At 47.1% G+C, this 19758-nt stretch carries 17 protein-coding genes; 5 read left to right on the plus strand and 12 right to left on the minus strand.

From position 1 onward, the window contains the following. Nucleotides 1-17: 17 nt before the first annotated feature. Nucleotides 18-740, minus strand: coding sequence for a response regulator transcription factor (locus B0181_RS00175; RefSeq protein ID WP_078275479.1), 723 nt, complete (start codon nt 738-740; stop codon nt 18-20). 450 nt (nt 741-1190) lie between these two features. Then, nucleotides 1191-2309 (minus strand): biotin/lipoyl attachment domain-containing protein, encoded by a 1119-nt coding sequence (locus B0181_RS00180; protein WP_078275480.1) that lies wholly within the window; start codon nt 2307-2309, stop codon nt 1191-1193. A gap of 346 nt (nt 2310-2655) precedes the next feature. Between B0181_RS00180 and B0181_RS00185 the strand changes: the two genes are divergently transcribed. Next, nucleotides 2656-3168, plus strand: coding sequence for a cytochrome b (locus B0181_RS00185; protein ID WP_078275494.1), 513 nt, complete (start codon nt 2656-2658; stop codon nt 3166-3168). A 301-nt stretch (nt 3169-3469) separates the two neighbouring features. Here the strand turns inward: B0181_RS00185 and minE are convergent, their stop codons facing one another. The 9 genes from minE to B0181_RS00230 all read right to left on the minus strand — a co-directional run bounded on the left by minE (nt 3470) and on the right by B0181_RS00230 (nt 14433). Further along, nucleotides 3470-3745: a cell division topological specificity factor MinE gene (gene minE, locus B0181_RS00190; RefSeq protein WP_078275481.1), complete on the minus strand. Its 276-nt coding sequence runs from the start codon at nt 3743-3745 to the stop codon at nt 3470-3472. A 1-nt stretch (nt 3746) separates the two neighbouring features. Further along, on the minus strand, nt 3747-4559 hold the full coding sequence (minD, locus tag B0181_RS00195) for a septum site-determining protein MinD (protein WP_078275482.1): 813 nt from the start codon (nt 4557-4559) through the stop codon (nt 3747-3749). A 393-nt stretch (nt 4560-4952) separates the two neighbouring features. Next, a complete protein-coding gene (gene minC, locus B0181_RS00200; protein WP_078275483.1) occupies nt 4953-5738 on the minus strand; it encodes a septum site-determining protein MinC in 786 nt (261 codons plus the stop codon). A 164-nt stretch (nt 5739-5902) separates the two neighbouring features. Continuing rightward, the gene (locus tag B0181_RS00205) at nt 5903-7081 is read right to left on the minus strand and encodes a sugar transporter (RefSeq protein WP_078275484.1); all 1179 of its coding nucleotides are present in this window, start codon (nt 7079-7081) and stop codon (nt 5903-5905) included. 171 nt (nt 7082-7252) lie between these two features. Then, complete coding sequence (locus B0181_RS00210) at nt 7253-8764, minus strand: anthranilate synthase component I family protein (protein ID WP_078275485.1); 1512 nt, start codon at nt 8762-8764, stop codon at nt 7253-7255. 215 nt (nt 8765-8979) lie between these two features. Then, nucleotides 8980-10215: a beta-ketoacyl-ACP synthase II gene (locus B0181_RS00215; protein WP_078275486.1), complete on the minus strand. Its 1236-nt coding sequence runs from the start codon at nt 10213-10215 to the stop codon at nt 8980-8982. 150 nt (nt 10216-10365) lie between these two features. Continuing rightward, the gene (locus B0181_RS00220; protein WP_078275487.1) at nt 10366-11667 is read right to left on the minus strand and encodes a GDSL-type esterase/lipase family protein; all 1302 of its coding nucleotides are present in this window, start codon (nt 11665-11667) and stop codon (nt 10366-10368) included. Between the two features lie 62 nt (nt 11668-11729). After that, the gene (locus tag B0181_RS00225) at nt 11730-13022 is read right to left on the minus strand and encodes a DHHW family protein (protein WP_078275488.1); all 1293 of its coding nucleotides are present in this window, start codon (nt 13020-13022) and stop codon (nt 11730-11732) included. A gap of 10 nt (nt 13023-13032) precedes the next feature. Then, nucleotides 13033-14433: an MBOAT family O-acyltransferase gene (locus B0181_RS00230; protein WP_078275489.1), complete on the minus strand. Its 1401-nt coding sequence runs from the start codon at nt 14431-14433 to the stop codon at nt 13033-13035. Nucleotides 14434-14805: 372 nt separating this feature from the next. On the opposite strand from B0181_RS00230, the gene B0181_RS00235 reads away from it, so the two are divergent. The 3 genes from B0181_RS00235 (at nt 14806) to rpsG (ending at nt 17077) form a co-directional block, all read left to right on the plus strand. After that, nucleotides 14806-15816, plus strand: coding sequence for an EcsC family protein (locus B0181_RS00235; RefSeq protein WP_078275490.1), 1011 nt, complete (start codon nt 14806-14808; stop codon nt 15814-15816). A gap of 162 nt (nt 15817-15978) precedes the next feature. Beyond that, complete coding sequence (rpsL, locus tag B0181_RS00240) at nt 15979-16353, plus strand: 30S ribosomal protein S12 (RefSeq protein WP_078275491.1); 375 nt, start codon at nt 15979-15981, stop codon at nt 16351-16353. Between the two features lie 250 nt (nt 16354-16603). Continuing rightward, the gene (rpsG, locus tag B0181_RS00245; RefSeq protein ID WP_036364066.1) at nt 16604-17077 is read left to right on the plus strand and encodes a 30S ribosomal protein S7; all 474 of its coding nucleotides are present in this window, start codon (nt 16604-16606) and stop codon (nt 17075-17077) included. 25 nt (nt 17078-17102) lie between these two features. On the opposite strand, the gene B0181_RS11990 is transcribed toward rpsG, so the two are convergent. Beyond that, the gene (locus B0181_RS11990) at nt 17103-17261 is read right to left on the minus strand and encodes a hypothetical protein (RefSeq protein WP_158078911.1); all 159 of its coding nucleotides are present in this window, start codon (nt 17259-17261) and stop codon (nt 17103-17105) included. 53 nt (nt 17262-17314) lie between these two features. Between B0181_RS11990 and fusA the strand changes: the two genes are divergently transcribed. Next, nucleotides 17315-19444 carry an elongation factor G gene (fusA, locus tag B0181_RS00250; protein ID WP_078275492.1) on the plus strand — a complete coding sequence of 710 codons (2130 nt, stop codon included), beginning with the start codon at nt 17315-17317 and terminating at the stop codon, nt 19442-19444. Nucleotides 19445-19758: the final 314 nt, after the last annotated feature.

Raw genomic sequence — 19758 nt, forward strand, 5'->3', positions numbered from 1 at the left:
GGTTTAATGATGTGTCATCACACTTGATCGGTGGCAAACTGATAGCCAACGCCACGCACGGTGATGATGCGTTTTGGCTGGCGTGGATTGTCTTCAATCAAGGCGCGCAGGCGTGAAATATGCACGTCAATGGCACGGTCAATGTTTTCTGAGCTGTCGTCATTTGGCATGGCTTGCCACAGCTGTTCACGGTTTAGCACCTTACCTGCGTGCGTGGCGAAATAATGCAGCAGCTGGAATTGGTGCGTGGTTAGGCGCACGATTTTGTCATCAATGGTAACTTCGTGGCTGTCAGGAAATACCGTCAAACGCCCAAAAGTCAGGCTGCCTGTGTCGCTGTCCACTTGATTTGGCGTTTCGTGGCGGCGCAGTACTGCACGAATGCGTGCCAAAAGTTCACGCGGCTCAAATGGTTTAGAAATATAATCGTCCGCACCCATTTCAAGTCCCAGTACACGGTCGGTGGTGTCGCCTTTGGCGGTCAGCATGACGATTGGCACTTTGTTGATGGCGGCGTTTTTTGAGCCACGCACTTTTTGGCATACTTGCATACCGTCCATGTCAGGCAGCATCAAATCCAGCACAATCAGGCTGATGTCTCGCTCTTTGGCGTCTAAGATGTCCAGCCCGCCTTGCGCTGTGGCGGCGTGATGCACTTCGTAGTAGTTCATTGACAGATAATCGCTGATCAGTTCTGCCAAATCTGGATCGTCTTCAATCAGCAAAATTTGTTTGTTCATCGTGATTTCCTATGAATGAAATTTAAAATTTAACAATGCGTTATCTTATTTGGGCTGTGCTTGCTTGCGTTTGCAGTGGCTAATTCATCACCATTTGAGCGCAGCACCGCCTTATAAAAGGGTGTAAAATTGGGCGACTGTTTGCTTGGTTTGTCTAAAAGCTGGTAAAAACTGGCAAATGCTTTTAATGTCTGACGAACATTATACCACTTTTAAAATTGTGCCGCTTTTAATATTGTACAACTTTTAACCGTCAGCATGACGCAATTTTTAACATTGCCTAATATCTTGCCAATCTTTTGCGCGCTTGACAAGAATTATTTTGTAGTAAATTGCGATTTTTTCTCAATCAATTTGGCGCAAGTGGCTGTTTTATCACGCTTTTGTAAGCAATGTTTCTGGCTGGAATGATTGTAGCGATTTTAGACAAATGCGCTACACATTTGCCAATCATGGCACTTGCACAAGTTTGCCATCGGCGTGCTTGGGCAGGGCAGTCAGCACTACAAGGCTGTCGTCCGTCATGCCAGTAACCAAGAATCGCTGCGTGTTCGGCTGGTATTCCAGCACATAAATGGGCGCAAATTTTAGGCGATGGTCTTGGGTAATCACCCACGCATGAGCAGCGACAGGAACGTTTGCCACAAAAGGCGGCGTGGTTAAATTTTGTAAATCCAGCGGTGAAAAATCCGCCCCAAAAATCGCAAAATCTGGCAACAATACGCCCACTTGCATTTGCCCAAATTCCAGCTGCCCATCAAGCAGTGCGCCATTTTCTAGGGTGTGTTTTAGGGTTTGGCGTTCACGTTCGTTTAGGCGCAGTTCGGCACGCACACGAAGCGGATCGCTGCTGTCGTCAATGTGTGAAATCTGTCCGCCAAAGGCAATCTCACCATTGGCAATAAAACGCACGCTGTCGCCAATGCTGATGTGCTGATGGAAAAATTTGGGCAAGCGCCCCACAAATTCTAGCGAGCGTTCATCGCTTAAGGTGATGAATGCTGCGTTTGTGCTGATGGGCGCATCAGGCGTGATGTGCGTGGCGATGACTTTGCCATTAAAAGGCGCAAGCAGGGCGTGCGTCTTACCGTGAGCGTCTGTAATGCTGGCAAGTGTATCGCCTTTGCTTACTTGCTCGCCTACCGCTTTATGCCATGCGCTAAGTGTGGGTTTGGTCAAATCAAGTTTTGTTAAATCAGACAGGCTCAGCGCCACTTGACGACCGGCAATCAGCGCACCCGTAAGCGGTATGCGTGGCTGATAGCGGGTCATTTTCACCGAGCTGATTTGTGATTTATCTAAAATGACCGTGTCGTCTTTGATGGTGGGGCTTTGTGTGTCGGCTGGCTTGGTGTGAGCGGTTTTGTTTTGCTCTTGTTTTTGAGTTTGCTCTTGGGTGGCTTGCCCAGTGATGGTGTCGGCAGACGTGCAGGCGATGAGCGCACCGCTGGCAAGCAAAGCAAGACCAAAGCGTGCGAAATTTTGCCGCGCCTGTGCTGTGCGTATTTTAATGGCATTGCCAAAAACGCTGCGTAAAACGGTATTTAAAACTTTGGTTGTGAAATTCATCAACACCCACTCATCATTATCCAGCCATGAAAGCTGTGTTTATTATTCTAAGTTTTTATCTTAGCACGAATGATTTGGGTGTGGCGTGATTTTATGTTGTGTTTGCTTTGCGTAAACTTGCGCTGATGTGTGTTTGGGCTTGCGTGGTTTTGAAGTTGGGAATTGGACGGGCGGCAAGTGGTGGTTGGGATTAGATTTGGACGCAAGATACATTAAAGCAACGTTTTTATTGTGGATTTTTTGGGATAATTGGGTTATGATGGCGGATTGTGTAACGCTAAAATCAGTAATCAAGAAATTTATCAACGAACAAAAGATGGGTGTGCGGCTCATCAAGGAGAAAATCATGACAACAGCCAAAAGTGCAGTTGCCAAATACAGCCTTGCGGTGCGTGTGTTTCACTGGGTGGGCGCGCTGCTGATTTTATGGGCGGTGGTGCTGATTAACATGGGCGATGACTACATCGGACTGCATAAGGCGGTGGGCGCAAGCTTTCTGATTTGGACGCTTTTGCGCATCATCACTCGCTTTATCACCAAAGCACCTGCGCCTGTACCAATGCCAGCGTGGCAGACGGCGGTGTCGCACCTAACGCATTTGGGGCTGTATGTGCTGATGTTGGCGCAGCCAGTGAGCGGACTTTTGATGTCTATGTATGGCGGACGTGCGACCAGCGTATTTGGGCTGTTTGAAATCCCTGCGATGGTGTCGCCTGACCGTGATATGGCACGTTTGTTCAATGAATGGCACACGGGATTGATTTGGACGACGCTTTTGGTGCTGATTGCGGCGCACGTTGGTGCGGCTTTGTATCATCAGTTTGTCGTGAAAGACAATCTCATCTCGCGTATGCGCTAATTTACCGCCAAACAAAACGCTGTAATTTGGGCGTTGTGGCTTGAATGTGTGGTGCTTGAGCGCATGAAAAATAAAAACCACGTCTTTTGGCGTGGTTTTTTGTGCGTTTTGATTTGAATATTTGTTTGATGTAAAGTTTTATACAAAGAAAAAGTTCCGATGATGATGGTCCTCGGTAAACTCGCACTTCATCGGAACTTAATTGGTAGCTTGCTGGTTTAGTCTGTTCATTTAGCCTGACGCATTGTCAAGTTAAATTGATTAAACCGCAAACAATGCAAGAACAATACAAGAAAATCAATCACTTACGGTCAGGCAGGCTGATGCTCATTTCTAGCATGTCAATATTGTCTTCGTGCAAGTGGTTTAGGTTTACATCGCCAATCTGCACGCCGCTGACGTACTTATTCACCACTTCTAGGATTTCACGCTTCATCTGCTCGATGCGGTCGGCAGTTAGGCGTGTGTTTAGGCGGTTTGAGCTTGCCACAATGACTTTTAGGCGGTCTTTGGCGATGTCGGCACTGCTTGAGCGGTCATTGCCACCGAATAATGAACTCCAAAATCCTTTTTTCATCTTAGCCCCCGAACAATCTTTGGAAAAAGCCTTTCTTCTTCACATCAAGATGGCGCAGCGGGCGTTCTTCGCCCAAAAAGCGAGCCACGATGTCATCATAGCACTGACCTGCTGCCGATTCTGGATAGTGAATCACAGGCTGACCGTGGTTTGATGCTTCTAGCACGGCATTGCTTTCTGGAATCACGCCAATCAAAGGCACACGCAAAATTTCGTTGGCGATGGTGTCAAGATCCATCATTTCGCCTTGGGCGGCACGCTCTGGATTGTAACGAGTAACAATCAAATGCTCACGCACGCTGCTGCCTTCTTCGGCTTTTTTGGTGCGAGATTGCAGCAAGCCAATCACACGGTCAGAGTCGCGCACCGATGAGATTTCAGGGTTGGTAACAATCAGCGCTTCGTCAGCGTGATACATGGCAAGCTGTGCGCCACGCTCAATGCCTGCTGGGCTGTCGCACACGATGTAATCAAAGCCAAGTTCGTTCAGCTCTTTCATCACCGCTGCCACGCCTTCGTCAGTCAGTGCGTCTTTGTCGCGCGTTTGTGAAGCTGGCAAGATGTACAGATTTTCTAGTTGTTTGTCTTTGACAAGCGCTTGGGTCAGCTTGGCGTTGCCAGTGATGACGTCCACGAAATCGTACACGATGCGGTTTTCGCAGCCCATAATCAAATCAAGGTTACGAAGACCTACGTCAAAGTCAATGACAACGGTCTTAAAGCCACGGTTGGCAAGACCTGCGCTGAACGATGCGCTGGTGGTGGTTTTGCCTACGCCACCTTTACCTGATGTTACAACGATAATTTTTGCCACAATGGCACTCCTTAAAAATCATGGCGATTGCGTTTATTTGGGCGTTGGCGGTGGATCGTTTGCCAAAGTGGCGTAAATGGCACCGCTGGCAAAGCGTGATTATCGCTGGGATTAGCGTCAGGTTGTTACCGCCAAATTTAACTGTCAAGTTTTAACCGCTGATTTGGTTAAGTCAATTTGGTTAAAGCGCCCAAAAATCAAAGCAATCAATTTGCAAAAAATTTTACCGCATTAGCATACCACAAATCCTTGACAAACTAAATGGCAAGCCAAAGTTTTTCTTGGGATTTGTGCAAAATTTTTTGTGATTTGGGCAATTTATGCCAGCTTTGATGAACGGATTGAGCATTGTTCGTAAATCAATCCGCCAAATCCGCTTACAAATTCACGCCATCAAAGATCGTCAAGCAAGGTGAATACCAAGCCTTTTTGTTCGTCGTAGCTGACTTGCACGGCTTGATCCAGCATTTCAGCAGGAATGGCTTCACGCAGGCAGTACGTTCCTGCGACAGACACCAAAGATGGGTTGAAGCGTTGGCAAAAAATGCGCGCGTCTTTATCGCCTGTTGCGCCTGCCACCAAACGCCCAAGCGCACGGCCGTAGATGTGTAAGTTGTTATCAGTGATGACTTCTGCGCCATCATTGACACTGCCGACCACCGTCAAATCACCGCCAATGTGCTGCAGGCTTTGACCTGAGCGCACGATTTGAGTGTGCGTGATGCCTGTCATGCCAGCGGCTGCCAAGTCTTGCTCGGTTTGTGCTTCGGCGGCTTGTGGGGCGGACTGTGGGGCGGCTTGTGGAGCGGACTGTGGGGCGCTTTGGGTGCTGTGAGCAGGCACGGCAACGCCAGCACGCTCGCCATCGTCATCACGGCGTGGACGAATGCGCTCAATGCGCTTGCCTTCAGCAGGGAAAATTGCAAGGCGCAGCGCACGCGCTTGCTCGCTTAGCACGCCATCGCTGACGCCAATCGGCTGTAATCCCGCTTGCCACAAAATATCCAAGCACTGCGCCAAATCCAGCGCCACATCGCTATCAATCAGCACAGGCACGCCTTTGGGGCTGTTTTGCATCAGATCGTTGATGGCAGCTTGTAGCGTTTGCATATCATCGCTGTGGATTTTTAGGCGGCTAAAGCTGAGCATTTTGCCAAATAAACTAATGGCTTTATTCATAATTTGACCACTTGGTAAAAGACTTATCAATCGTGCATTGTAGCATTTTTTGGCAAATGAAAAAACCTTGGGACGAAAATAAACCTTGGGGTGGAATTTGGTTTAAATACGATTTGTTTTGTCAATTTGCCGTGTGTTTGGGTTGTGGGTTTGTGTTGTGAATTTTATGTAGTGCGGTTTGCCAAGCGTTGTCCGTAGGCGAAAATCAGCAGAGCGATGATGACAATCACTGCGCCCACATAGCCAACAAAGGGCAGCCCAATATTTGCAATCACCAAGCCGCCAACCAGCGCACCGCCACCAATGCCGACATTATAAATGCCTGAAAACAAACTCATGGCAACGTCTGTGGCGTTTGGCGCAAGTTTGAGCGTGCGCAGCTGCAACGCCAAACTGATGGCAGTCATGCTCACGCCCCACACCACCGCAAGCATTGTCCAAATCGCCCACGACTGCGCCAAAGTGAGCATCAGTCCAAGCCCTAATCCCACGCCAACGAGTGCCGCCCATACAAAGCCATCGGCAAAGCGTTCATAATAACGCCCAAACAGCCAGCTTGCCACAATGCCAGCTGCGCCAAAGACCAGCAGCACTGCCGTGGCGTAATTGGCGCTAAAGCCGTTGATGGTCAGCACAAATGGCTCAACATAACTATAAGCGGTAAAATGCGCCGTAACAATCAGCGCAATCAGCGCATACACGATGAGCAGCGGCTTGTTTTTTATGATGTGCGGCAGGCTGGATAAATTGCCGACATTACGGCTGGGCAGGCGCGGCAAAATCCACCACAGCACAAGCATGCACAGCAAAGCCGCCACGCCGATTGCGCCAAAAGTGGTGCGCCAACCCAAATATTGCCCTAAAATCCGCCCAAGCGGCAAGCCAAGCACGGTGGCAAGCGCTGAGCCTGTGGCAAGCATTCCTAAGGCTTTGGTTTGCTTGCCTTTTGGGGCGACACGTACCACAAGACTTGCGGTGATTGACCAAAAAACCGCGTGTGAGAGCGCAACGCCAGCGCGTGCGATGAGCAGCACGGTGAAATTTGGCGCAAATACCGTCAAAACGTGGCTTGCGACAAACAGCACAAACAAACCCAGCAGCAGTTTTTTGCGCTCAATGCTGGCGGTGGCGAGCATGGCAGGTAAAGACAAACACGCCACAATCCACGCATACACCGTCATCATCACGCCCACTTCATGCGCAGGCATGGCAAAACTTTCGCCAATGTCGGACAATAAAGCGATGGGGATAAATTCGGTGGTGTTAAAAATAAATGCGGACAACGCCAGTGCCATCACACGCAAGGTGCGAATGCGCTCGGCTGCAGGGTGAGAGACGGTCATTTTTGGTGGTTGTATTTGTTGTTTTTTGAATTGTTGTAATGGTTGTTTTGGGTGTTTGGCGTGGTGAACGTGTGATTTGTAAGTTTGACAACGATAACACTAAAAAACTTAGCCGGTCAATTACTTAAAATTTTCTCAAGTTTGCTCAAATTCACTTGCCAGCCTTCAGATTCACTTGCCGATTTTAGCAAACACATCGATGATTGCGCCCACTTTATCAAAGCATTCTTGGTATTCGCCATCGCCATCACTGCGCACGGTTACGCCGCCGCCTGCCCACAGCTGCGCCTTGCTGTGCGTGGCTTGCAGCGTGCGAATCAGCACGTTCCATTGCCCTGCACCATCAAAATTTAAAAAACCCAACGTGCCACAATACGCACCGCGCGCACTGATTTCCAGCTCGTCAATCAGCTCGCACGCACGCTTTTTGGGTGCGCCTGTGATTGAGCCTGCTGGCAAACTGCCAAACAGCACGTCAAGCGGCGCATGGTCTGCGCTTATCGTGGCGGTGATGGTGCTGACCATGTGGTGTACGTTTTCAAAACTTTCAATGGCGAATTTTTGTGGCGTGCGCACCGCACCAATGCCTGCGTATTTGCCCAAATCATTGCGCAATAAATCCACAATCATCAAGTTTTCGCTGATGTCTTTTTCGCTTGCGGCAAGCTCGTTTTTGAGTTTGTCGTCTAGGCTTGCGTCAGCGTGGCGTGGGCGTGTGCCTTTGATGGGCTTGGTGGTGATGTGGTGTGCGCCATCTTGCCAAGAAAAGGTGAAAAACAGCTCAGGCGACACCGACAACAGCTCAAAGACAGCACCGTTTTTTAAGTCGTTTGCGCTTAAATTTACGCCATCAGTCGGCGCAGGGCAGCATAAAAATCCAGCAAAAGGTGCTTTCATGGTGGTGCTTAGCGCAGGCAAATAGGCGTGCAGGGCGCAAATTTCAGCGTCCCAACGTTGGGTGAGATTGACTTGATACGCATCGCCTGCGTGCAAATATTGCTGCGTGCGCTCAAAGGCGGCTTGATAGTCCTGCTTTTGCCACGCTGGGTGAAATTTGGCGTTTGGCGTGTTTGGCGCAGGATTTTTTAAGACGCCATTGATGGCGTGTGCGATGAGCTTGGCAAGATTTTGCGTTTTGGCTTGGCTGTTTGTGCTTTGATTGGCTGCGCTTTGATTTGCTAAATCGTGAATAGTTAGCATAAAACCTTGATTTGCTGATGCGTCAAGTGGTGTCAGCGTGATGTCATAATGCCCAAAAAATGCCGCAGGCTGGTCGTCTTTGATGGCGATGGCAGGGTTGAGCGCATTTGCCGCCACGTCATAGCCGATAAAGCCCATCAGTCCGTGATGGTAATGGCTGGCTGCGCTTGGCGATGGTGTGGTGAAATTGTCGCTGTAGGTTTGCAGCGTTTGGCGCAAATCATCATAACTAGATTGGTGCGCTTGCCCAAAATCATAAGGATTTTCAAGGTTTTGTGCGCTCAAATGTGCGCTGCGATTGCTCGTGTGTAAAGTCAGCGTGTCATTTGTTGGCAGCAGCGTCCATGTGCGCTTGGGCAAAATACCAATCACCGCCTTGCCGTCATTGTGCAGATAGCACACTTGCCAAGCGGGAAAATGTGCGGCAATCAGACTGGTAAGCGTGGCACTGTCAAGCGTGCTGTGAATGGTGAGCGTGTGCATGGTTTTGTGAAATGACAAGGCGGAAAATGGCGATAATTGTAAGACAAAACGTCCAAAAACAAAACCCTATTTTTCATAGGGTTTTGTGATGGGTGATGATTGGTAATGATTGTTTTTAAAGATTGTTTGAAATTGATTGGCAAGCCGAAAGGGTGAAATAAAGTTCAGTTTGCAAACCTTGAAATCTTGCCAATCTTATAAATTCAGCACCAAATTTACTCGCTAAAGCGTTTTAAAATCACCGCAGCGTTTGTACCGCCAAAGCCAAAGCTGTTACTCATCACCGTCTCAAGGCGTGCGCTGCGTGTGGTGGTTACGATGTCAAAGGCTTTAGCGTCATCGTCCATGTCGGTGATGTTAATCGTTGGGGCGATGAAATCGTGATTGAGCATCAGCACGCAATAAATCAGCTCTTGTACGCCCACTGCGCCTAGGCTGTGGCCTGTCATGGATTTGGTGGAGCTGATTGGCGGGGTGTTGTCTGTGCCGCCAAAGGCAGTGGCGATGGCGTTTAGTTCGGTGATGTCGCCAAGCGGTGTGCTGGTGCCGTGGCTGTTTACATAGTCCACTTTGTCAAGCCCAGCTTCGTTTAGGGCGATTTGCATACAGCGCACCGCGCCTTCGCCACTTGGTGCGACCATTTCTGCGCCGTCAGACGTTGCGCCATAGCCGACAATCTCTGCCAAGATGGTTGCGCCACGAGCTTGGGCGTGTTCTAGGCTTTCAATGACGAGCATGCCACCACCACCTGCGATGACAAAGCCGTCTCGTGTTTTGTCATAAGGGCGGCTGGCGGTGGTTGGCGTGTCGTTGTATTGTGTACTCATTGCACCCATCGCGTCAAACATACAAGACTGCGTCCAGTGTTCGCCTTCACCGCCACCTGCGATGACGACGTCTGCTTTGCCAAGCGCAATCAGCTCAGCGGCATGACCCACGCAGTGGCTTGATGTGGCACAGGCGCTGGAGATGGAGTAGCTTGCGCCATGAATTTTTAGACCAGTAGCAAGCGTTGCTGATACGGTGCTGCTCATGATTTTTGGCACTGCCATTGCGCCCACGCCACGCAAGCCTTTTTCACGCATATTATCCACAGCGTTTACCACATCAAAGGTAGAAGCGCCGCCAGAGCCTGCCACGATGGCGACTCGTGGATTGTGGGCGATGGCGTCAAGCGATAAGCCTGATTGGGCGATGGCTTGTAGGGCGCTGATGTAGGCAAAAAGGCTGGCATCGCTCATAAAGCGTTTGAGTTTGCGGTCAATGCCTGTGGTGTCAAGGCTTGCAGGGTCAATGCTGCCAGAGACTTGCGATTTAAAGCCATTATCGGCGTAGCTTTGGTTGAAGCTAAGTCCAGATTGTCCGTTCATTAGGGCTTGTTTGACGCTGTCTAAGTCGTTGCCAATGCACGATACGATGCCAGCGCCAGTGATGACGACACGCTTGTTCATGTGTGTTCCTAAAGTTGATTTGGTTTACAGTTGTAATCTAGGTATTGTAACAAATTATTTTAAAAAGAAAAGTTATTTTTGAAAAACAAAATTAAGCCTGGATACGAGTATTCAGGCTTAATGTTCGTGATTGTAACTAAAGAGGTAGATTTAGTTGTTGTTTAGTGCATCAACCAAGGCTTGAGCAAATAGCTCGCCCTTGACTCGGTAGCCTTTGCCGTTTAGATGAATAGAGTCTTTAGGGTTGGCATATCCGGTGTCTTGGAAGATGCGCATTGAGCCTGGGCCGCCTGACACTTGATACCAGTCGTAAAACATCACATTTTCTTCGATAGCGATGCGACGAAGAAGCTCTGAGTATTGCGCAGCAGCGGTAGTTCTTTGACCTTTGTAGCGAGTTTCTTGAACGCTGCTTAGCAAAATAGCTGCGTTAGGATTGATTGCACGAACCTTTTGGATGGTGTTTCGAATCGTGCGCTCAAGATAGTTTGGAATGCTGTTGGTGTATAGAATGTCATTGGTGCCCCAATCTAAGATTACCAAATCAGCATTTAGGCTGGCAAATTGCTCGAAGTGTTTTTGTTGTTCGATGGCTTTAAAGTTTGCGCCACCTACACCAAGGTTGTGGTAAGTCACACCACCATTGATGTTGGCGTTGTCAAGATTCACGCCATGAAACTCAAATTCAGCATTTGGGCCGCCTGACAAACGAGAAATGGTAAAGCTAAATTCTTTGTCAGTGTCAGGCAGTTCAAAATTAACGCTTTGGATTTGGTTGTCGATATTAGCGTCAATCACTTTGGTTTGGCTGGCTACGCCATTAGAGGCGGTAACTTCATAACGGCCGTTCATTGCACGAAAGTTAAGAGCGGCATTGATGTTGCCAAGAGTGTCAGCACTTTGTTTGAATTTAAAATTAACTTTTACAAAGCTGTCGCTCGTAACCGCAACGAAGCCGGTAACGCCAACGCCAATCTTAGGCGGTTGCTGAATACTGTTCGCTGTTCGCCATGAACCTGTGCTGGTGATGGTGTAGTCTTCTTGAGAATAGGTTCGTTTGGCGATGGTATAAGGAAAAATCATACCGCGTCCGCCATTGCCTCGAGCGGTTTGCAATGCTTTGCGGATTGGGGCAACTTGCCAGCCAGGTTGCACATGAGAGTCGCCAAAATGTGCAATAACGATAGGCGTCTCATTTTGATTGGCTCGCCATTTTGTCAAAAGAGAACCTAGGGTGCTCGCGTTGGCAAACTCAATGCGATTTGCAGCTGTGTTTAGATTGTAAAGAGCGCTTGGTGCTTCGTACTCAGGTATCCACAACTTTGTATTTGTGTTGTGGGCAACCTTGTTGGTCAGCAGTGTTGTGCTGTAGCTGCTTGGGCTGTAAGTCAGGCTTGCCGCAGCAGGGATTGCAGCCAAAAGCATAGATAGTGTTAGTAGTTGTTTTTTCATAATTGTATTGATGTTATTAAATTAGATTAAGTGTGTTGTATGCTATATTAAGCGCTATTTTGTTAGCGATTGAGCATAGCTGTGCCGAATTTTACCACGGAATTTGAGTTGGCTGCAAATGTGTTAAATGCAAACAACAAATCGGTCACTTGATAATCTTGGATTAATTTAGGCAAACTTCCTTTAAAATGACGATAGTCAATGACGTAGATTTCATCATAATGCGCTGCCAAATAAGGTGCGAGTGCGTTACCAAAAGAGTCTTTGACTACGATGATTTTGCGCCCACTGGTATTTTTGGTTTTGATGCGTAACAAAGGATAGTCCCCGCCCAAAAACGCGCCGTAGCTATTACTGCTTTCGGCAAATAATACCCATGGAGATCCGGCATCGGCGTTGTTATGATCCATTTTTTTGGTGTTAATGGTGACGCTAATGTCGTCGTGGTTAGGCAGTTTGTAATACTCAAGAAAGTCAGGATTCTTTTTTAGTTCTTGGTCACGAGTGTAATTATACAAACTCCCCATAAAGCTTTTTTCTTGCTTGACTATTTGCATTTGGTCAAGCTCAACTGGCGTAAATCCAGCAGTTCGAGCCATGGCGCGGTACGCATAATAAGCTCCAAGTCCTGTCCAGTGATGGTCGGTGCGAAATGCGATGTACTCATCTCTGTGAGGCAACATTTCTTCGTAAGCTGGCACAGGCAGGATGCCTAAGTCAAGCAAAGAATTGAAAATTTGAATATTTTCCCACTCTTTTTTGATGCCGTCATTTACTTGTTTTGGCAAGTAAAAATCGCTACCAGATGGAATCATCATGGCGTACATGCGCACTGAGGCATCAAGCGTATTGCGATATGTATTGAGCATGTCTGCATAAGGCGAGACGGTTGCTTTGCTACCGCCAAAATTCTGCACCACGCGGCCATCAACCACAATCACGCCTTTGATTCGGTTGAATTCTGCATCATCAACTTCGAAATCTAGCGGATCTTGCTCTTTGTTGACTGCCTCGTCTGTGGCGGCATTTTGTGTTGTGGTTGAGTGACTGGCTGGTGGCGTGGCAGGCTCAATCACACGAAATTCTTGGCTTTTGATTCCCTTAATCGTATTGATGTGATTGGCAAAACCAATCCATAGATTGCGATACGGAAAGTGATCATTGTAATACTCTTCAAAGCTTTTTTCGTACTCTCCAGAAAGTACGCTGTCTTTTGTGGCGACTGGCTTGGGAGCGAGCTCTCGATTTTCGTCTTCTGAGATGGTTTGCTGCGGCATAAACCAAAATGCAATGCCACCAACAACCAACGCAACAATAAAGAGCATAGAGTTAAGAATCATGATGATGTTTTTCATGAAGCACCCCCTAGAATCTAAAGTAAATGAATGGGTTATAGGTGCTGCCAACCAGCAATGCAATTGATATCACAAGATAGATAACGCTTTGCATCATGTCAGTAGCCACAACCGTACTGCTTGAACATTTGGCGGCAAGGATATTTTGCATTTTGCGATGGATGGGAATACACGCCAGCAGCGCAAACGCAATCCAGTAGATATTTGACTGCAAAATAGAGATTTCTTTGTAGCTTGACAAAGGCGCATTGGTTAGACCAAACATAATTTGCAAATGTTGTAGCAGTTGCGTTAAGTCGGTGAAATAGAAAATAGCCCAACCAACCACAATAAAGAACAAGGCGTAGATATGTTGGAAAATTGCTGGCGATGCTTTTAGGATTTTAGCTAAGAAGAATTTTTCGATGAGCAGCAAAATACCAAAATATAAGCCCCATAGCACAAAGTTCCAACTTGCACCATGCCAAAAACCCGTTAGCATCCAAACAATCATAATATTGCGCACTTGGCGGTAGCGGTTGCCACCAAGCGGGATGTACACATAATCTTTAAAGAAAGAAGACAGAGAGATGTGCCATCTGCGCCAAAAATCTGTAATTGATTTGGCGATATAAGGATGTCTGAAGTTTTCATGATAACGGAAACCAAACATGCGCCCTAAGCCCAGCGCCATGTCTGAATAGCCTGAAAAATCAAAATAAATTTGCAAGGTGTAGAACATTACCCCAATCCATGCACCAAGCACGGTCGCTGTTGCAGGGTCTTGTTGTAAAAGAGGTTCGGCCAAAGCCCCGGCGGTATTGGCGATAAACACTTTTTTAAACAAGCCGCGACTAAATCGAGTGATGCCGGCATGGAAGTCCATCCAGCGCACACGACGCTCCATCGTTTCTTTAGCGATATGTCCATAGCGAATGACAGGGCCGGCAACCAAGTGATGGAAATTGGCAATATAAACCAAAAATGAGCCGAAGTTGCGCTGAGCCTGAACACGTCCGTACCATACATCCAGCGTGTACGAAATTGACATGAAGACATAAAAAGAAATACCCAAAGGCAGAGCAAAGCTCGGCTGAGCAATGTTTAGATTGGTGAGTGCATTGATATTATCAACCACAAAGCCGGAATATTTAAAAATGGCCAAACAGCCAAGGTTAAATCCTAAGGTGCTGACAATACCAAGTTTTGCTTTCCAGGTATTTCTGTATTTTTCAATCCATAAACCATTGCAGTAGTCAAGCGTTGCCGAAGCAAGTAGTAGCAACACCCAAATTGGTTCGCCCCATGCATAAAAAATGATGGATGAGATGATTAAAATCCAGTTTTTGATAGCAATGGAAGGAAAAGCGTAATAAATTGCCAAAACAATTGGCAAAAATAAAAATATGAAAATTAGACTTGAAAAAACCACGGGGGGGGGGTAACTCCGTTTGATAAGATTAATAAGTGCTAAATTGTGCAGACATAATTTGGCGTATATAATACACATTGTATTTGCGTTTTCAATTAAAATTTATCATTTTTGATAAAAATAGTCTTAAATTCATGTTTTTATAGGTTTGTTTGGCGAAAGAAGGATGGTGAGCAAGCGTTTTGTACTGCCGATTGCAGATATAAACTTTGCAAGGATTGGTATGATGGATATTGCGTTTGGGTTAAAATTTGAGTATTCTCATGTGAAGAGATGTGAAATTGGGCTAAGATGACGCTTGTAAATTTCGGTGATATTGAGGTTGGTGTGTCGCATAATAAGCCCATACAAGCTACCTAAAAGGATAATGCAATGACTCAAAATGAGACTGCGAGTAATAATGTGAATGATGCGGCTGACGACCCCAAAGGTCAGCGAGATCTTGCTCAAGCTGGCGTTTTTACCTCAAGTAAACCACCCAAACTCAAAGCCACCTTAAGCAAACTCGGTGCGTATTTGGGTGATTTGTACACTTCATCACGCACGAAGGATGCGCACGCTTATCAAGCGGTGGATTTAAGTCAGTCGCAGTTTGGCGAAGACGCATTTCACCGTCAAGGCTCGCAAATGGCAGGGCGGCTTTTCGGCGGTAAAATCGCCAAGGTGCAAAAATTGGCAGGTAAAGTCGTGCCAGCGTCCGCATTTGAAAGTTTGTCCAATGCGCTGTTTGATAAACTTGCGGCGTGGGCAAGTGCATGGGCGGCAAAGGATTTGTCTAAAGACATTCGCCTTGCTAAGCTCGGTGCGCTCACCGACAAAGAGCGTGATGATTTTGCCTATGACATCGCCAATCAAAACCGTGCGCTTGCCGTGGTGGGTGGCGTGGCTGGCTTGGCAGGATTAAAAGGCGTGGTAGCAGACAGCGCATGGCTTTTGATGGTGTCTTTAAAGTCGGTGTATCAGCTGGCGATGATTTATGATATGCCTTTAACGGGCAAAGATGGCGTGCGTTTGGCTTATGGTGTGTTATCTGGCGCAAATTTAGAAAAACTTCAAGAAAAACAAGTGCTTATGACCGCTTTGGCGCTTGGAAACAGTATGCTTTTAAGCGCAAAACAGACCGATTTGCGCACTGAAATTGGCAAAATGGGCGCAAACCATCTGGCAGCCCAGCCTTACACCGAGCAGCTTTTGCAGCTTGCCGATTATGTGGATTTGGATAAATTTAACTCAAGCTGGCTCAATAAACTTTTGCCGCTGGCGTCCGTGGCGGTGGGTGCGCATTATAATGGACAGCTGATTGATGAAGTGCTGGGTACGGCAATGGCGACGTTTCGCCACGAGCGCCCAAAATTACTCAGCGCACCTGCGCCAGTACAATAAATCTGTGTAATAAAATTGCCATCAGCACTTGAATTCTTTGGGTTTTTGCCCTATAATACATCGTCCCTAATAGGGTAAGTGCGCCCAAAAAGTGCATAAAGGCTTGATTTGTCAGGCATTATGTGCGATGGGCGATTTGTTAATCAACGGGAGAAATTGCCAATGGCAACTACAAACCAGCTAATCCGCAAGGGTCGCACCAGCATCAAGGAAAAGTCAAAAGTTCCTGCGCTACAAGCGTGCCCACAGCGTCGTGGCGTGTGTACTCGTGTTTACACCACCACACCTAAAAAACCAAACTCAGCCATGCGTAAAGTGTGCCGTGTTCGTTTGACTTCTGGCTATGAAGTATCAAGCTACATCGGCGGTGAAGGCCACAACCTTCAAGAGCACAGCGTGGTACTAATCCGTGGCGGTCGTGTAAAAGACCTTCCGGGTGTTCGCTATCACACCGTTCGTGGTGCGCTTGACTGTGCGGGCGTTAAAGACCGTAAGCAAGGCCGTTCTAAGTACGGTGCGAAACGTCCTAAGGCATAATTATCGTTCATGCCTTAAATTATACGCTTAAATTTTAGGTGAATTTTCAATCATTTGAACTTTTAATCACTTAATAAATATGGCGTTGATTTTAGACAGTGTGATAATCCATTACTTTAAGACAAAGTATTTAATGAACTTGTGCATAGTTGTGAGAATGTGTGTTAATCACCTATGTTCACAATCATGCAGTAAGGCTGGTTAAACCTAGCTTTATACCAGACAATCCTGAATAAATAAGGAAACTATTATGCCACGTCGTCGTGTCGTCGCTGCCCGTGAAATTCTACCAGATCCAAAATTCGGCAGCCAAACCATCGCAAAATTCATCAACCACGTTATGGTTGATGGTAAAAAATCAGTCGCAGAAAAAATCGTTTATGGCGCACTAGAAACCGTTGCTGCCAAGCGTAATGTAGAAGATCCTGTGGCTTTCTTTGAAGAAGTGCTAGAAAGCGTTCGCCCAACGGTGGAAGTAAAAGCTCGCCGTGTTGGTGGTGCTACTTACCAAGTACCTATGGAAGTACGTCCCTCCCGTCGTACTGCCCTAGCCATGCGTTGGCTTGCTGACGCTGCTGCGAAGCGCTCTGAAAAATCAATGGCGCTACGTTTGGCAGGCGAGCTAAATGACGCTGCTGAAGGTAAAGGCGCTGCCATCAAAAAACGTGATGACGTTCACCGTATGGCAGACGCGAACAAAGCGTTCTCACACTTCCGCTTCTAATGTTTTATGCTGCTTTGTGCAGTGGCTAAATATTAAAGCTGCGGCTGGCATCAGCGTGTTTGGTGTCAGTCGTGGGTGTAAGGCTTGATTGGTTCATCAGACTGTCATAAAAAATTGCTACCATCATTGGCGCATGACAACGAACGATAGGTTTAATCAGCAGATTTTTAAACTGAATAAACACAAGCCAAGCCTTTCACTCTATCATTTCATTGACGAATTTTTCTAGGAAAAATTATGGCTCGTAAGACCCCCCTAAACAGATACCGCAACATTGGTATCTCAGCACACATTGATGCGGGTAAAACCACCACGTCTGAGCGTATCTTGTTCTACACAGGTAAAAGCCACAAGCTGGGCGAAGTGCACGAAGGCGCTGCGACCATGGACTGGATGGAACAAGAACAAGAGCGTGGTATTACCATCGCATCTGCTGCGACTACCTGCTTTTGGTCAGGTATGTCAAACCAATTCCCAGAACACCGCATCAACCTAATTGACACCCCCGGCCACGTTGACTTCACCATTGAAGTTGAGCGTTCTATGCGTGTACTTGACGGTGCGTGCATGGTGTACTGTGCGGTTGGTGGTGTACAGCCGCAGTCTGAAACCGTATGGCGTCAGGCAAACAAATACCAAGTACCACGTCTTGCGTTTGTAAACAAAATGGACCGTACTGGTGCAAACTTCTTCCGCGTGGTTGAGCAAGTAAAAACTCGCCTAGCAGGTAACCCAGTGCCAATCGTTGTGCCAATCGGTGCAGAAGATAACTTCACTGGTGTGATTGACCTTCTTGAAATGAAATCAATCATCTGGGACGAAGCTTCTCAAGGTATGAAGTTTGAGTATGGCGAAATTCCTGCTGATTTGGTTGAAACCGCTGAAGAATGGCGCAACAACATGGTTGAAGCTGCCGCTGAAAGCTCAGAAGAGTTGATGGACAAGTACCTAGAAGAAGGCGATTTGTCTCGTGAAGACATCATCGCAGGCTTGCGTACTCGTACTTTGGCGTGTGAAATCCAACCAATGCTTTGCGGTACTGCGTTCAAAAACAAAGGCGTACAGCGTATGCTTGACGCGGTGATTGAGCTATTGCCAGCACCAAATGACGTTGCCGACATCGAAGGTATCCTAGACGACAAAGACGAAACCAAAGCAACTCGTAAATCATCTGACGACGAGCCATTTGCTGGTCTTGCGTTCAAAATCCAAAACGACAAATATGTAGGTAACCTAACTTACGTTCGTATTTACTCAGGTGTTGCACAGCAAGGCGACAGCGTTTACAACCCTGTGAAAATGAAGCGTGAGCGTATCGGTCGTATCGTTGAAATGCACGCAAACTCTCAAGAAGAAGTTTCAGAAGCGCGTGCGGGCGACATCGTAGCATTCGTGGGTCTAAAAGACGTAACCACTGGTGATACACTGTGCGACAACGACAACGTAATTACTCTAGAGCGTATGGAATTCCCAGACCCAGTAATTTCGTTGGCGGTTGAGCCGAAGACCAAAGCCGACCAAGAGAAGATGTCTATCGCACTTGGCCGTCTTGCAAAAGAAGACCCATCGTTCCGTGTTCGCACTGACGAAGAGTCTGGCCAAACCATCATCTCAGGTATGGGTGAGCTGCACCTTGACATCATCGTTGACCGTATGAAGCGTGAATTTAACGTTGAAGCGAACATCGGTGCGCCACAGGTTGCTTATCGTGAAACCATTCGTTCAACTGTTGAAGTTGAAGGTAAATTCGTACGTCAAACTGGTGGTCGTGGTAAGTTCGGTCATGTTTGGCTACGTCTAGAACCACTTGATCCAGAAGGTGATGTGGAATACGAATTTGCTGAAGAAATCGTAGGTGGTGTTGTACCAAAAGAATACCACGGTGCGGTTGATAAAGGTATCCAAGAGCGCATGAAAAACGGCGTTTTGGCTGGTTACCCAGTAGTAAACGTAAAAGCAACTTTGTACGATGGTTCTTACCACGACGTGGACTCTGACGAATTGTCGTTCAAAATGGCAGGTTCTATGGCGTTCAAAAAAGGCTTCATGCAAGCAAGCCCAGCGCTACTTGAGCCTATCATGAAGGTAGAAGTTGAAACTCCAGAAGAATACATGGGCGACATCATGGGCGACCTAAACCGTCGTCGTGGTATGGTTCAAGGTATGGACGATCTACCGGGTGGTACTAAAGCAATCCGCGCTGAAGTACCATTGGCAGAGATGTTTGGTTATGCAACTCAAATGCGTTCTATGTCTCAAGGTCGTGCAACTTACTCTATGGAATTTGCAAAATACCAAGAAACGCCTAAGAACGTTGCTGACGAAATCATCAAGAAATTCACTGCTAAAGATGACGACGACGAGTAATTCGTCCGCCAGCACACTGCTTGATGCGCTTGTCAGCGCAAACTTTGCAAGGCGATCAAGCAGTACGGCAGTAAATTTTTGCTAAGATTTTTAGCATTTTACAACCGACAATTTGCCAAATCCGCCTATCCTTTATGGGGCAATTTTAAGATAAAACTTAGATTGTAGGGCGGTTTGGCAGATTGGGTTGAATCAGTTTTGTTTTGATGATTTATTTCAAATACGAAAATTCATCAAACGCCCTTTGTTTTAAACCGTGCGCATTTTTGATGTGCATTTAATAAAAGGATCAGTATCATGGCAAAAGCCAAGTT

The sequence above is a fragment of the Moraxella caviae genome, assembly GCF_002014985.1.
In the GTDB taxonomy this organism is placed as follows: Bacteria; Pseudomonadota; Gammaproteobacteria; order Pseudomonadales; family Moraxellaceae; genus Moraxella; species Moraxella caviae.